We start from the raw sequence: 13,742 nt of genomic DNA, 5'->3' as shown, positions 1-13,742 counted from the left end.
CTTTTCTGTTTTCTGCATTGAACATCACTAATCAATGCGACTTAAACTATAAAACGAGTAAGAACCAGCGCCTGCAGGTTGAGTTGGCGCTAATAAAGCTCTGTCATCTGCCCTCCATACTCAATCTCTCAAGTGTTCAAATAACAAACCCTGAACCTGGGGAAGTAAAAAAAAAACCTAATCCATCAGTAATTGCCCCTGTTACCGCAGAAGAAAGTGGAGTCCTGACCACCTCAGCAATTAAACCCGAGCCTGAGGCTGTAATAAAAAATACATCTGCAGATTCAGTTTCGCAGGAAAAAATCAACGCTGAACCGCAAGAAGCCCTCAATTCTGCTCCGGAAGAAAGCAAGAAAATTAAGATCAGCATACCCAAACCTTCGCTAAGCGGTACAGCTTCGCTTATTCCTAATCTGAATGATATTGAAGCCAATTATTCTAAAAAAGAAGAAGAAAAACCAGAATATCTAAGTGGAGATAGCAGAGATGATTTTAATTCAGACACCCTGCTTAAATACTGGAACCAGTATGCAGAAAAGATAAAGAAGGACGGAAAGATCAATATTTTCACGATTATGACATCTAACCCCCCTACACTTCTTGGGAATTTTGTCATTGAACTAATTATTGAAAACAAAGTTCAGGAAGAGCTTTTAATCAATGAGAAAGTAGACCTGCTTAACTTCCTCAGGACTGAACTCCGGAACTTCGGCATAGAACTCACCACCCGACAAATTGAAGCTACAGGAAAGAAACGCCTCTATACATCAACCGAAAAATACAACCATATGGTTGAGAAAAACCCTAAGCTGGAAGAATTTAGGAGGAGGTTTAATCTGGATATAGACTACTGAAGTCGGAGGTCAGAAGTCGGAAGTCTGAGCATTCTCATAAAGGAATTACACGTAACTTAAACGGCTATTCTCAGACCTCAGACCTCAGACCTCAGACCTCAGACCTTCCGGTCATTCTTCGGATACCCCTCCTCATCCAAATCATCCCTGTCATCCTCCGGAGTTCTTGACAACTCTTCATCTATTGGAAGCAATTCCACAATCTTGCCATTGTCGATGTGCATTGCTAATGTGTCAAGTTCCGTTTCCAGGCTAAGATCTTTATCGTATTCATGCACCGCGGTGGGATTAGCTTCATCAAAATCTGAATCGGCATCACCACCATTATCTACTGCCGTATCGTACGGGTCGGGATGAATGTACTCTGGATCCTCACTCTCCACATCCAGTTCATAACTATTCTTTTCTTCATCGAATGCCAGATCATCGATATTAACTTCCATATTCAACTGATCCTTTAGAGCCTGATCCCTGTCCGTCTTATCAGGTAATAGCTCTTCTCCCGGCTTTTGTTTGCGTTCCATATTAATTGCTTTTATCGTACTAATAAAACATTAGCCTATCAAATTAGTTTTGAATATGAGCACATTCTTATCATTAAAAATACGTAAAGGGACTTTACGGGTGTACCCAAAATTCCTATCTTTGTCGAAATTCCAAAAACCTCATTATTAAGTATATGTCAGTACAAAAAATTAAAGTTGCAAATCCGGTAGTCGAATTAGACGGTGATGAAATGACCAGGATCATCTGGAAGTTCATAAAAGATAAATTAATCACTCCATATCTTGATCTGGATATTAAATATTTTGATCTCGGAATGGAATACCGCGATGAAACGAACGATCAGGTTACTATAGATGCAGCAAATGCCATAAAACAATATGGGGTTGGTATAAAATGCGCTACCATTACTCCTGACGAACAACGCGTTGAAGAGTTTGGGCTTAAACAAATGTGGAAATCGCCGAATGGCACGATCCGTAACATACTTGACGGAACTGTTTTTCGCGAACCAATTGTGATGAAAAATGTTCCACGCCTGGTGCCAAACTGGACAGCGCCAATCTGTATCGGTCGTCATGCATTTGGCGATCAGTATCGTGCAACGGATTTCTTAACTAAAGGAAAGGGGAAATTAACAGTTTCTTTCACTCCTGAAGATGGAGGTGAAACTCAATCTTTCGAAGTTTATAACTTTAAAGGCGACGGTGTTGCTTTGGCCATGTATAATACCGACGAAAGTATCTTCGGATTTGCCCGTGCTTGTTTTAACCAGGCTTTATCTAAAGGATGGCCATTATATCTTTCAACAAAAAACACAATCCTGAAAAAATACGATGGACGTTTCAAGGATATCTTTGAAGAGGTTTATCAAAGTGAATTCAAATCAAAATTCGATACGGCCGGAATCACTTATGAGCATCGTTTAATTGATGACATGGTGGCATCAGCATTAAAATGGAATGGTAATTTCGTCTGGGCTTGTAAGAATTATGATGGTGACGTTCAATCTGATACAGTTGCTCAAGGTTTTGGATCACTTGGATTAATGACATCTGTACTTATCACACCTGACGGCAGTACAATGGAAGCTGAAGCTGCTCATGGTACCGTTACCCGTCACTACCGTGATCACCAGGCGGGAAAACCAACTTCAACTAATCCAATTGCGTCGATTTTCGCATGGACCCGTGGACTTGAGTTCCGTGGTAAATTAGATAACAATCAACCACTTATTGATTTCTGCCAGGCTCTTGAAGAAGTTTGTATCGAAACTGTGGAAAGCGGTAAAATGACCAAAGATCTTGCTGTTTGTATCCATGGCAACAAGGTTAATCATGGTGAACACTATTTGTATACTGAGGAGTTTTTAGCGGCGATTGACGAGAATTTGCAATCGAGACTTAAGTAAGTTGTACGTTTTAGTTTATACGTTTCTAAACGCTGTAAAAGGCGGGTTGGATAATATAAAAAGGCTGTTTCGAAAGAGGCAGCCTTTTTTATGTTGTACTTTATACGTTATACCTACTATAAGCTTAAAACATCCCCAACTTGATCCGTTATAAGCCCTAGTCCCAACTGTTTTAGAGATGGACACGTATAACGTAAAACGTATAACGTACTACTTCCTCACAAACTCCAAATCCTGAAAATCATAACTAAAATCCGTTAACGGCGAGATCGGATTCATCTTGATCCCGGAAGGATTGCCTTCGTAATCAAGAGAAAACATTATAAATGCATCGGCATCGAGGCTTCGGTCGGTCCATTTGGCGAGGAAAGTATTGCCTTTATAAAAGAACATTTCACCGGAAATTCTGGGCGAGCGTTTCGAAGCGAAGAACAGCCTATTATTCTTTTTGCTTATCGTAACATCCCCAAACCATACATCCCGGTATGTACCGGTAAACTGATCAAGATTAGCTGGCGGCGTTGCGGCTGCTGAAACCTTCCAGGCCTCAGTGGTAACTTTGTCGGCACTTCCAAGATTCGACTGCATACGTTCGGCATTTTCCTTTACACGGTCCTTGCCTTTAATACCTAGATAGCTGTCCTTTATCTGATTGGTTATAGATGTGAAAGCGGCTCCTATCTGCTGGTTTGTTAACACGATGATTCCCAGGTTAAGTTCCGGAATCAAGGTTACCTGGGTAACCATACCCGCGACAAAACCGGTGTGACTAGCTTGCTTGTACCCCATTACATCGCTAAGGTTCCATCCGAGGCCATAAGAATTAAATTGCGTGTTGTAGGGTCCTGGAGAACTAACCGGAATAATAGTTTGCGGAGCCCACATTTCTTCATGTACCGCTTCAGAAAACAACTGCTTTCCATTGCCATATTTGCCATGGTCCAACTGCATGATCACCCATTTACTCATATCATTGATACTGGAATTGATTCCGCCAGCCGAGTTTCCAAACTCGAATCGGTCACGGGCAATTACTTTCACCTTCCCATCCACCACGGCATGAGCTCCAATAACGTTTGATTTGTTTTTTAGCCTGTTAAATGAAGAGGCGCTGTTCGTCATACCAAGCGGCTGCATTATCCTTTCCTCCACAAACACCTCCCACGGTTTACCGGAGGCTCTGGCCACTACTTCCCCCGCTACCATATATAATAAGTTATCATAGTCATATTTCGTTCTGAACCCCGACACCGGTTTCAGGTACCGGAGATTATGAATAATATCCTTCATCGTAAAGTCATTCTGGCCAGGCCAGAACATCAGGTCGCCCGCCCCCAGGCCTAAGCCGCTACGATGAGTTAATAAATCTCGTATCGTAAATTCCTCCGTAACATAGGAATTATACATCCTGAATTCAGGAATGAAATCGATGACCCGATCGTCCCATTTCAGTTTTCCTTCATCAATTAAGATGCCCAGGGTTGCCGCAGTGAATGCTTTGCTGTTGGAAGCAATTCCAAAAAGGGTATTTTCATCAATTTTCTCCGGAGAGCCTAAGGTTCGGACACCATACCCTTTTGAGTGGATCACCTTTCCATCTTTTACAATGGCAACCGCAATTCCAGGTACATCAAACGTTTTTAATGTACGTTCCACCAGGGCATCTACTTCGGCAGATGTGATCTGCTGGGCTGAAGCGCCTGCGGCAATCGAAGTAGAAAGAAGAAAGGCTAAAAAGAAGCGAATGTTACGTTTCATCGGGAGTTTTCTTGATAATATTAAAAAAGGCTATAATTAATCGACAAAATATCTGACCCCGAAATTTACAAATTTCTACCCATTCCTTATATTATTGGTAAATTGCTATATGATAAGCTCTCCCAGAATTTGGCTAATCACCGGCGTTTCCGGTGGATTGGGCCGTGCGCTTGCGCTGGAGGCAGCGCAAAGCGGCGATATCGTATTCGGCACACTCAGAAAGCCCGAACAGATAGATGAATTTAATGACCTCGTACACGGAAAAACATTCGGAATTGAACTGGATATAAACAAGTACGATGATATTGGACCAGTAGTAACTCATATAATTGATCAGTTCGGAAAAATAGATGTACTTGTCAACAATGCTGGCTACGGCTTATTTGGCGCTGTGGAGGAGGTTAGTATGACTGAGGCAAGAGCGCAAATGGAGACAAACTTTTTTGGAGCGCTGGCAATGACCCAGGCTATACTACCGGTGATGCGAAGCCAGAAATCGGGACATATCCTCCAGGTTTCTTCAATCGCCGGAATAAGCTCAAATCCGGGACTTGGCATGTATAATGCCAGTAAATTCGCGCTGGAGGGCCTTTCCGAAGCACTTGCAATGGAAACAAAAGACCTGAATATCAAAGTGACATTAATAGAACCTGGCCCGTTCAGAACTGACTGGGCTGGTTCTTCATCATCAAGGGCTGCAAGAATTATCCCGGAATATGATGCGATAGCGGGTGAAAAGATTAGATTAATCAACGGTTACAGTGGCCAGCAACCAGGTGATCCTGTAAAAGCCGCCAAAGCGATAATCACTATAGTAAACTCTGACGAGCCTCCCTTACGCCTTGCACTTGGTAAAATTGCAGTCGAAGTAATAAGGAATAAAATCCGCTCAATGGAAAAAGAATTGGATCAGTGGGAGGAATTGGGTGCCAATACTGGATTTGAAGAGTAGTTGGAGGTCCGAAGTCGGAAGTCGGAAGTCTGACGCAAAACGCCTAAAGGAAACCTTTGTAAATGAACGGCTATTCCTCAGACCTCAGATAACCCCTCAAACCTCTCCCAAAACCCATCCTGAGGTAACGGAGCAAATATACTTACGGGTTCCTGCTTAACAGGGTGCATGAATTCAAGTCTGCGGGCATGCAGGCAGATACTTTTTTTGAGGCTGCCTCTCGGATAACCATACTTATTATCACCAACAATAGGACAATTTAGAGTAGAAAGCTGCACCCGGATCTGGTGAGGCCGGCCAGTTATTGGATCAACTTCGATGAGGTAATATCCCCCGAGTTCTCCAATAAGTTTATAATTGAGCTCAGCACGCTGGCTTCCGGGGACTTCCTTTTCGTGGGCTTTTGTGACGTTCTTTTGCGGATTTTTCACCAGCCAGTGTACCAGGTTCCCTTCTTCAACTGCGGGTCTGTTCCTGACAACTGCCCAATAAGTCTTATGCATATCCCGGCTTTTGAACATCTTATTTATCCGGTCGAGGGCTTTACTTGTTTTAGCGAATAATATCACGCCGCTAACCGGACGATCCAGGCGATGAACGACTCCTAGAAATGCACCATTGGGCTTATTGTACTTCTTAGCAATATAGCGTTTAACTTTTTCATCGAGTGATTCGTCCCCGGTGTCATCCACCTGTACAATATCCCCCGCCCGCTTATTCACTGCGATCAGATGATTATCCTCAAATAGAATATCCTGATCAGTGACATCAGCAACCTGGGCCGGAAACTTGGACTTCTTATAATCAGGATTATTCATATAAAATCCGGATTAATATTGTTCCGACTCATTAGGAAATGATCCGGATTTCACGTCGCTTACGTAACTGCTTACCGCACCGTTAATTTGGTCAAACAGGTCAAGGTACTGCCTTAAGAACCTTGGCTTAAAACCCTTATTTAAACCAAGCATATCATGCACAACTAAAACCTGACCGTCGCAATGCGGCCCCGCCCCGATGCCTATCGTCGGTATTTTCACACTTCGTGTAACTTCCTCAGCAAGCTTTGCAGGAATTTTTTCAAGCACAACCGAAAAACAACCCGCTTCCTGAAGTGCTATAATATCCGTTTTTAACTTCTGTGCTTCTGCCTCTTCCCGGGCTCTTACTGTATATGTTCCAAACTTGTAGATTGATTGCGGGGTAAGGCCTAAATGTCCCATCACCGGAATACCGGCTGTGATAATCCTATCGATAGATTCGCGCACCTCAACTCCGCCTTCTAACTTAACCGCATGTGCACCCGATTCCTTCATGATACGGATGGCCGAATTCAAGGCTTCTTTTGAATTACCCTGGTATGATCCGAAAGGAAGATCGACAACTACCAGCGCTCTTTTTACCGCCCTTACTACAGATGCAGCATGGTAAATCATTTGATCAAGTGTGATTGGCAATGTAGTTTCATGTCCTGCCATAACATTGGATGCTGAATCGCCAACCAGGATAACATCGACGCCGCCTTCATCTACAATTGTAGCCATTGAGAAATCGTAAGAGGTAAGCATAGCGATCTTTTCGCCTTTATGCTTCATCCCAAGAATCGTGTTGGTGGTAATACGTTTGACTTCTTTATTGACTGACATGGAGCGGGGTTTAGTAAATCCTGATCAAAGTTATCAATTAGAAAATTAGAAAATTAGGAAATGAGCAAAATGCTGACACACTACCCATGATCGAGTCTATCCTAATTTACTCATTCTCAAATTTCCTAATTCTCAAATTCGCTCATTTCCTAATTTACTCATTCTCAAATTTGCTCATTCTCAAATTAATCCCTACTTTTGTCCTTTGTGATAAAAGAAGTAATAAACTTCCTTCCTTACTGCCAGAATTCATTCGAACTGGCCTTTTATTTCCCCGATTTTCACAATTCTTCAAATAAAATCAATGAATAATTACATCAAATTACCTGCGGTATTACTCCTGGAAGACGGAACCGTTTACCATGGAAAGGCAGCCGGAAAAATTGGTACCACTACAGGTGAGATATGTTTTAACACGGGCATGACCGGCTATCAGGAGATCTTTACAGATCCTTCGTATTTCAGACAGATCATGGTTACTACCAATGCACATATTGGGAATTATGGAATCCATGATGAAGAAGTAGAATCCGGGGACATAAAGATCGCAGGCCTTGTATGCAAAAATTTCAATATCGCATACAGCCGCAAAATGGCGGAGACCACCATTCAGGATTATTTCCAGGATGAAAATATTGTTGGAATATCCGACGTAGATACCCGCTCACTGGTGCGTCATATCCGTGATAAAGGTGCGATGAACGCAATTATATCGTCTGAGATACTTGATATAGAACAATTAAAAGCAAAACTTGCTGGGGTACCTTCTATGGACGGGCTTGAACTTTCTTCTCAAGTTTCGACTAAAGAAGCTTATGAATATGGCGATCCGAATGCGGAATACAAAGTTGCAGTACTTGACCTTGGCGTTAAAAAGAATATTTTAAGAAGCTTTGACAACAGGGGCGTTTTTGCAAAAGTGTTCCCGGCGAAAACCAGCTTTGCTGAGATGGAGACCTTTAAGCCTGATGGATATTTTATTTCGAATGGCCCGGGCGATCCTGCAGCGATGCCTTATGCCATTGATACCGTAAAGGAAATCCTCGCTTCCGAAAAACCTTTGTTCGGCATCTGTCTGGGACACCAGCTTCTTGCTCTTGCAAATGGGATCGGCACAATGAAGATGTTTAACGGCCATCGCGGTTTGAATCACCCGGTAAAAAATGTGATCCTTAACCACTGCGAGGTTACTTCTCAAAACCATGGTTTTGGAGTAATCCAGGAGGATGTCCGTAAGTCCGATAAAGTTGAGATCACGCATGTAAATCTTAATGATCAATCGATTGAGGGAATTCGGGTGAAAGGGAAAAAAGCTTTTTCGGTACAGTATCACCCCGAGTCGTCTCCGGGCCCGCACGATTCACGTTATCTTTTCGATCAGTTCGTCAGCATGCTGAAGAAATGAGCCAGATAATTCTTCTCTTCCTATTGAAAAACAGTAAATTTGAAATAACACAATTATAGGTGTAATATCTACACTAAGTCTAATATCTTACAACATTAAAAAACGAACATGAGTTTAATTATCGACGTACACGCAAGACAAATTCTGGATTCCCGTGGCAATCCAACTATAGAAGTTGATGTAATAACAGAAAACGGAATTATAGGCCGTGCAGCAGTACCGTCAGGTGCTTCTACGGGTGCCCATGAAGCAGTTGAGCTTAGGGATGGAGATAAGTCGGTGTACTTAGGTAAAGGTGTTTTAAAAGCAGTTGCTAATGTAAACGAAAAGATCGCTCCTGAATTAAACGGAGTAGATGTTTTCGAGCAAAATAGCATCGACAGCTTATTGATAAAATTAGACGGCACGGAAAATAAAGGCAATCTTGGTGCGAATGCCATTTTAGGCGTTTCGCTTGCTGTCGCTAAAGCAGCTGCACAAGAAAGTCGCCAGCCTCTTTACAGATATATTGGTGGTGTAAATGCAAACACCCTGCCTATACCAATGATGAATATTATCAACGGAGGTTCTCACTCGGATGCACCGATCGCATTCCAGGAATTTATGATCATGCCGGTAGGCGCTTCCTCTTTCTCCGAAGCATTACGCTGGGGAACAGAGGTATTTCATACTTTGAAAAAGATCCTTCACGACAGAGGCTTATCAACAGCAGTTGGTGACGAAGGTGGTTTTGCACCTAAATTCGACAGCACTGAGGACGGAATTGAAACCATACTAAAAGCTATAGACAAAGCAGGTTACAAAGCGGGAAAAGATATCTATTTAGCTTTTGACTGTGCTGCTTCCGAATTCTTCAAAGACGGCAAATACGATTATACCAAATTTGAGGGTGAAAAAGGCGCTGTTCGCACTAGCGCGGAGCAGGTGAAATACCTTGCACAACTAGTTGAAAAATATCCGATCATTTCTATTGAAGACGGAATGGACGAGAACGATTGGGATGGCTGGAAATTACTGAGCGATACCCTGGGCACGAAAGTTCAGCTTGTCGGCGATGATTTATTCGTTACTAATGTTAAGCATCTTCAACGCGGAATTGAAAGTGATACGGCAAATTCTATTCTGGTGAAAGTTAACCAGATCGGAACTTTAACCGAAACCATCAATGCGGTTTCTTTGGCACAAAACAACGGCTATACCACCGTTATGAGTCACCGCTCAGGTGAAACTGAGGATTATACCATCGCTGACCTCGCGGTTGCTTTAAACTGCGGACAAATTAAAACAGGATCTGCTTCCCGTTCAGACAGGATAGCAAAATATAATCAACTCCTGCGTATTGAAGAAGAACTTGGAGTCAATGCCCGTTTTATTGGGAAGGATTTTAAGTTTTTGAAGAAGTGATGTCGGAGGTCGGAAGTCTGAAGTCTGAAGCAAATCGTTTAAAGGAATTATTCGTAATTTGAACGGCTATACTCAGACCTCAGACCTCAGACCTCAGACATTGTTAACAAGTTAGTAATTACCCAAACTAAACCTCATCCATTATAAGTTCCATACCTTATATTTACTTCATGACAAGGGCTATTAACATACTTAAAAATAAATACCTGATTTCGGGGATAGTATTCCTGACCTGGATGTTATTTTTTGACCGCAATGACCTGATGTCTCAGTATGATTATGGCCAGCAGCTAAACAAACTTGAAGCAGAGAAGGAATTCTATATTACGGAAACTGAAAAAACTGTTAAAGATCTTACTGAACTAACCACAGACCGTGCAAAACTTGAAAAATTTGCAAGGGAAAAGTACCTCATGAAAAAGGAAAACGAAGATGTTTTCGTGATCATAAAGGAAGAACCTAAAAAGGAAAAAAGTTCTTTTTTCTAGAATTCATATACCCTGAATTTACCGGAATTAATTTGAATTAGATTCAACCATCGCACAAGGGCAATAACCCTTGTGCAATGGTTTCAATTTAATGCTTACGTGCAGCTACAGCACGGCGAGATTACTTCCTGAACCGCTTTTACGGTTTTCCCGAATGCATATCCAATCCAGTACCCTATGGTTTCACCACCATTGATGCTCCGCATATCCACTTGTGAAATCTCTTCACAACCAAAAACGCTATCTAACTTTTTCATAATTAAACTGTTATTTTAATCACCTACTCTTTTCAGGCTTTTCGGTTTCTGCCTTCTGCTGTACAGCATCTATCGCGATGATCGAAATAACCTTCATTCACTATAATAAAATTGGAATGCGTAAAGAAATGAGGAAGTGGGTGCTAAAACTGAGTCTGCGGCAAGGAATAAACCAGAGTTATGTGCATAGCATATCCTCCAGAATAATCCTTCAATTCATGGTCATCTAAAAGCCTGAATACTACCGTGATATTCATTAGATAGGGTTGAGAATAGTAATACGATCTCAGCTCCCGTGAGTATTCAATGGGTGCTTCTTTTAATTTAAGTTCTTCGATAAACTTGTATAACATGGATGGAGAAAGATCCAGTCGTTTAGCAAGCTCCTGAGGGGTGCCTGTCCGCCGGTGTTTGATCATTTCATGCAAGCGGTTAATGCGCTGCATGTGTTCAAGCAGTTTCATTTCCGAATAAACTTATCTCCATCCCGGCCATTTGCTTTAAAGCCTAAAAGTATCAACCCCCGAAGAATTTAGGAATTATTGTAAAAGAACCTTAGTTAACGGTCGGAAATAAAAAACTAGCGGTTTTCGTTTAAACTATTCGACCTGGTCAAGTCGATTTAGAAGATCATCCAGGCCATCATCAATCTTCAAAACCTTCTTTCTAACCGCCTCATAAAAGGTATCTATCCCTTCGCTATTATCAAAGTAACCACCTTGCTCGAGCATACCTATTTTTTCATTATGATGATTGAAAAGCTCAAACGAAACGGTGCCGACACTTTTGCCGATATAGATCTTATAATCGCTGACTGAGGTATAGAACGTGCTGCCATCTGCCTCTTCCCTCCACAGGACTCTATCTTCTTTGGTTAGCTCCTTGACCTTCTTAAAAACTAAATGTACTTTTTTATCTTCCATAAGGCGGTTTATTTGTAAATCAAACCTCGCCGTTTCTTTTTCTTGAAAACCATTCAATTGTGAGAAGGGCGAGGATTATGAAGAAAACTAACTTAAGATTGATTGGTTCCTCGTATTTACGGTCTTCATAGGAAACCGTTTTTACATTTTCGTTTGTTTTGATGAGCTTAACAAGATCCATAATCTGCGCAGGGAAAACTAGTTTACCTCCGCTTTGCTGGGCCAGCGCATAAAGCAGTTGATGATTTGCCCTTGTCTGCCTTAATTCTGCTTCCTGCTGGGTAATGACGAACTGGCCAACTGCTGTATATTTATCTTTTCCAAGTTCTGTGCGGGCATTATAGCTATACTCCCCTGCTGGCAAAACCCCCGCATCCAGGCTGTAAGCATTGGTAGTCCGGGAAAAAACAAATGAATAGCTTTTGCCGGACTTATTAGTGAGTGAAATATTGACATCGGGAGTATTGATCAGTTCAAATGCGCTATTGTAAAGCTCTGCATTGACTAAAATATGTTCATTTTCATCGAACGCATTTTTGGAGGTATAAACCCTGAATTTGCGTTTGTCTTCGCGGGTGGAAAGGTACTGCACAGTTTTCCCAACCAGTTCATCAATTGCTTCATGATTTCCACTTTCCTGAAAATCTTCAAGCCGCCACCGCCAGATACCTTCCCCGGCAAGCACAGCAATCTTTCGCTGCCCGTCCTCGCCAAAAACGAGCATCGGCATCTTGGTCACCACCTTACCAATTTGCTGGCTCATCATCACATTAGAAGGACCTTTTAAACCATAATTGCCAAAGGGACTGATAAGCGGTCCAAAGTTCCTGATCCGTTGTTTATTGGCATCACTTAAAGTGAAACCATAGAAATCCGGCTCAAAACTAGCAATTGCCTCCTGGGTATTACCTGTAGAGGTAATGCTTAGAATTGATTGTGCTGCAGAAAATGCTGCGACGTTACTTTGTGCTCCCAGGATAAACAAGAGGGGCTTGTCAGCAGCCAGTTTTAATATATCCTGCCCGTTTTTGCTTAACGATGGCAGTTGGTGCAGGATCACTAGACCCGCGTCTTTAATGTCAGCCGCATCAACCGCATCTGCCAGAGATACCTTAACCGAATAATTTTTATTTATCTCAACTGACTGCTTAATTGCAGTAAGATCAGGATGCGGAGAATTGGCGACAATAAGCACCTTTTGTCGGCCGTCAATCACCTCGACAAAAATAGTTTGGCTATTATTTTTCACCGATAACTCATTTGAGATGGGTGACAGCCGGATATTGAACTGCTGAATTCCCTTATTTCTAGCCAGAAGAGTAATTGGAACCATCAGACGAAACTCATTCGAATTGATAGAAACCGGCCGTGAATAAATTAAACCGGACTTGTCACTTATTGAAAGCATTGAAGTACTTCCCTGTGCCTGGTAGGCCTCTACAGTAACTTCAACCTGGAACTGGTTGTCGAGATACGTGATGTTATTGAAGTTAACATTGGAAATAAGCAGGTCCCTTTTCGGGATGGTATCGCCCAGCGCTACAGTATATATCGATGATTTCAGATTCCGCGCCTCATATTCCGGATTAGGCCCGCGATTGTAGATTCCATCGCTTCCGATGATCAGGGCTCCAATGTTACGGTTCGAAAACTGGTCCTGAATTAACTTGAAGACGGATGAAATGTCAGTAACTGGTGAGTTAAACCTTAGGTCCAGACCGTTCTTAACATCAGATCCGAAGCTAAAAGAACGTACATCATAGTCGCTGGAAAGCTCCTTTTCGAGCCTCTTCAAATTATCGGTATAAGATTTTTGGTTGAAGTCTTTTGATTTCGAAACAAGGATCGAAGCTGAATTATCCTGCGCGATGATGATCAGCGGTTTTTCAATGGTAGTCTCTATATCACGAATAAGGGGCGCGAATAAGAGGAAGGAAAGAATGGTGATCGCTAAAGCCCTTAAAGCGAATAATGCATTTCGAACGGCCTTTCCAAGATGTGCGGAAGCGCCGTATAATACAAACGCATACGCAATACCTAATGCCAGACAGCCAAACAGCCAGAAAAAAGAAGAGGACGTAAACTGAAGCTGAAATAATAAGGGCATAATTATAAAAATATGCCTTTTTTTTAAAGCTTG

Annotated in this window: 13 protein-coding genes and 1 pseudogene; 6 read left to right on the top strand and 8 right to left on the bottom strand. The window is 42.1% G+C overall.

Annotated elements, in window-relative coordinates:
- Positions 1–854 (top strand): annotated as a pseudogene (locus WBJ10_RS15315) (DNA polymerase III subunit gamma/tau); the annotation flags it as partial.
- A gap of 98 nt (positions 855–952) precedes the next feature.
- Here the strand turns inward: WBJ10_RS15315 and WBJ10_RS15310 are convergent.
- Positions 953–1,378, bottom strand: coding sequence for a hypothetical protein (locus WBJ10_RS15310; protein WP_424291836.1), 426 nt, complete (start codon positions 1,376–1,378; stop codon positions 953–955).
- A gap of 155 nt (positions 1,379–1,533) precedes the next feature.
- On the opposite strand from WBJ10_RS15310, the gene WBJ10_RS15305 reads away from it, so the two are divergent.
- Positions 1,534–2,769, top strand: a complete 1,236-nt coding sequence (locus tag WBJ10_RS15305; protein WP_424291834.1) for an NADP-dependent isocitrate dehydrogenase — start codon at positions 1,534–1,536, stop codon at positions 2,767–2,769.
- Between the two features lie 210 nt (positions 2,770–2,979).
- On the opposite strand, the gene WBJ10_RS15300 is transcribed toward WBJ10_RS15305, so the two are convergent.
- Complete coding sequence (locus WBJ10_RS15300; protein ID WP_424291832.1) at positions 2,980–4,527, bottom strand: serine hydrolase; 1,548 nt, start codon at positions 4,525–4,527, stop codon at positions 2,980–2,982.
- Between the two features lie 109 nt (positions 4,528–4,636).
- Between WBJ10_RS15300 and WBJ10_RS15295 the strand changes: the two genes are divergently transcribed.
- A complete protein-coding gene (locus WBJ10_RS15295; RefSeq protein WP_424291830.1) occupies positions 4,637–5,479 on the top strand; it encodes an oxidoreductase in 843 nt (280 codons plus the stop codon).
- A gap of 77 nt (positions 5,480–5,556) precedes the next feature.
- Here WBJ10_RS15295 and WBJ10_RS15290 read toward each other — a convergent pair whose 3' ends face one another.
- Together WBJ10_RS15290 and panB are read right to left on the bottom strand one after the other, a co-directional pair.
- The gene (locus tag WBJ10_RS15290) at positions 5,557–6,297 is read right to left on the bottom strand and encodes an RluA family pseudouridine synthase (RefSeq protein WP_424291828.1); all 741 of its coding nucleotides are present in this window, start codon (positions 6,295–6,297) and stop codon (positions 5,557–5,559) included.
- A gap of 12 nt (positions 6,298–6,309) precedes the next feature.
- Positions 6,310–7,125: a 3-methyl-2-oxobutanoate hydroxymethyltransferase gene (gene panB / locus WBJ10_RS15285; RefSeq protein ID WP_424291826.1), complete on the bottom strand. Its 816-nt coding sequence runs from the start codon at positions 7,123–7,125 to the stop codon at positions 6,310–6,312.
- 304 nt (positions 7,126–7,429) lie between these two features.
- Here panB and carA point away from each other — a divergent pair, with 304 nt between their 5' ends.
- The 3 genes from carA (at position 7,430) to WBJ10_RS15270 (ending at position 10,422) form a co-directional block, all read left to right on the top strand.
- Positions 7,430–8,530: a glutamine-hydrolyzing carbamoyl-phosphate synthase small subunit gene (gene carA / locus WBJ10_RS15280; protein WP_424291824.1), complete on the top strand. Its 1,101-nt coding sequence runs from the start codon at positions 7,430–7,432 to the stop codon at positions 8,528–8,530.
- Between the two features lie 108 nt (positions 8,531–8,638).
- Positions 8,639–9,934: a phosphopyruvate hydratase gene (gene eno, locus WBJ10_RS15275; RefSeq protein WP_424291822.1), complete on the top strand. Its 1,296-nt coding sequence runs from the start codon at positions 8,639–8,641 to the stop codon at positions 9,932–9,934.
- 170 nt (positions 9,935–10,104) lie between these two features.
- Complete coding sequence (locus WBJ10_RS15270; protein WP_424291820.1) at positions 10,105–10,422, top strand: FtsB family cell division protein; 318 nt, start codon at positions 10,105–10,107, stop codon at positions 10,420–10,422.
- 95 nt (positions 10,423–10,517) lie between these two features.
- Here WBJ10_RS15270 and WBJ10_RS15265 read toward each other — a convergent pair whose 3' ends face one another.
- From WBJ10_RS15265 to WBJ10_RS15250, 4 genes are all read right to left on the bottom strand, one after another.
- The gene (locus WBJ10_RS15265; RefSeq protein ID WP_424291818.1) at positions 10,518–10,679 is read right to left on the bottom strand and encodes a hypothetical protein; all 162 of its coding nucleotides are present in this window, start codon (positions 10,677–10,679) and stop codon (positions 10,518–10,520) included.
- A 143-nt stretch (positions 10,680–10,822) separates the two neighbouring features.
- Entirely contained in the window at positions 10,823–11,143 is a 321-nt protein-coding gene (locus WBJ10_RS15260) for an HTH domain-containing protein (protein ID WP_424291816.1), read from the bottom strand.
- A 135-nt stretch (positions 11,144–11,278) separates the two neighbouring features.
- Entirely contained in the window at positions 11,279–11,602 is a 324-nt protein-coding gene (locus WBJ10_RS15255; protein ID WP_424291814.1) for a hypothetical protein, read from the bottom strand.
- A 19-nt stretch (positions 11,603–11,621) separates the two neighbouring features.
- Entirely contained in the window at positions 11,622–13,709 is a 2,088-nt protein-coding gene (locus tag WBJ10_RS15250) for a hypothetical protein (protein ID WP_424291812.1), read from the bottom strand.
- Positions 13,710–13,742: the final 33 nt, after the last annotated feature.

The sequence above is a fragment of the Daejeonella sp. genome, from assembly GCF_049655485.1.
In the GTDB taxonomy this organism is placed as follows: domain Bacteria; phylum Bacteroidota; class Bacteroidia; order Sphingobacteriales; family Sphingobacteriaceae; genus Daejeonella.
Note: the sequence above shows the minus strand (reverse complement) of the source record. Positions and strands in the feature narration are given on the sequence as shown.

Excerpts from the sequence above, each read along its gene's own strand:
- WBJ10_RS15255 (WP_424291814.1), bottom strand. The coding sequence starts at position 11,602 with ATGGAAGATAAAAAAGTACATTTAGTTTTTAAGAAGGTCAAGGAGCTA.
- carA (WP_424291824.1), top strand. The coding sequence starts at position 7,430 with ATGAATAATTACATCAAATTACCTGCGGTATTACTCCTGGAAGACGGA.
- eno (WP_424291822.1), top strand. The coding sequence starts at position 8,639 with ATGAGTTTAATTATCGACGTACACGCAAGACAAATTCTGGATTCCCGT.
- WBJ10_RS15305 (WP_424291834.1), top strand. The coding sequence starts at position 1,534 with ATGTCAGTACAAAAAATTAAAGTTGCAAATCCGGTAGTCGAATTAGAC.
- WBJ10_RS15250 (WP_424291812.1), bottom strand. The coding sequence starts at position 13,709 with ATGCCCTTATTATTTCAGCTTCAGTTTACGTCCTCTTCTTTTTTCTGG.
- WBJ10_RS15300 (WP_424291832.1), bottom strand. The coding sequence starts at position 4,527 with ATGAAACGTAACATTCGCTTCTTTTTAGCCTTTCTTCTTTCTACTTCG.
- WBJ10_RS15270 (WP_424291820.1), top strand. The coding sequence starts at position 10,105 with ATGACAAGGGCTATTAACATACTTAAAAATAAATACCTGATTTCGGGG.
- WBJ10_RS15295 (WP_424291830.1), top strand. The coding sequence starts at position 4,637 with ATGATAAGCTCTCCCAGAATTTGGCTAATCACCGGCGTTTCCGGTGGA.
- panB (WP_424291826.1), bottom strand. The coding sequence starts at position 7,125 with ATGTCAGTCAATAAAGAAGTCAAACGTATTACCACCAACACGATTCTT.
- WBJ10_RS15310 (WP_424291836.1), bottom strand. The coding sequence starts at position 1,378 with ATGGAACGCAAACAAAAGCCGGGAGAAGAGCTATTACCTGATAAGACG.
- WBJ10_RS15290 (WP_424291828.1), bottom strand. The coding sequence starts at position 6,297 with ATGAATAATCCTGATTATAAGAAGTCCAAGTTTCCGGCCCAGGTTGCT.
- WBJ10_RS15265 (WP_424291818.1), bottom strand. The coding sequence starts at position 10,679 with ATGAAAAAGTTAGATAGCGTTTTTGGTTGTGAAGAGATTTCACAAGTG.
- WBJ10_RS15260 (WP_424291816.1), bottom strand. The coding sequence starts at position 11,143 with ATGAAACTGCTTGAACACATGCAGCGCATTAACCGCTTGCATGAAATG.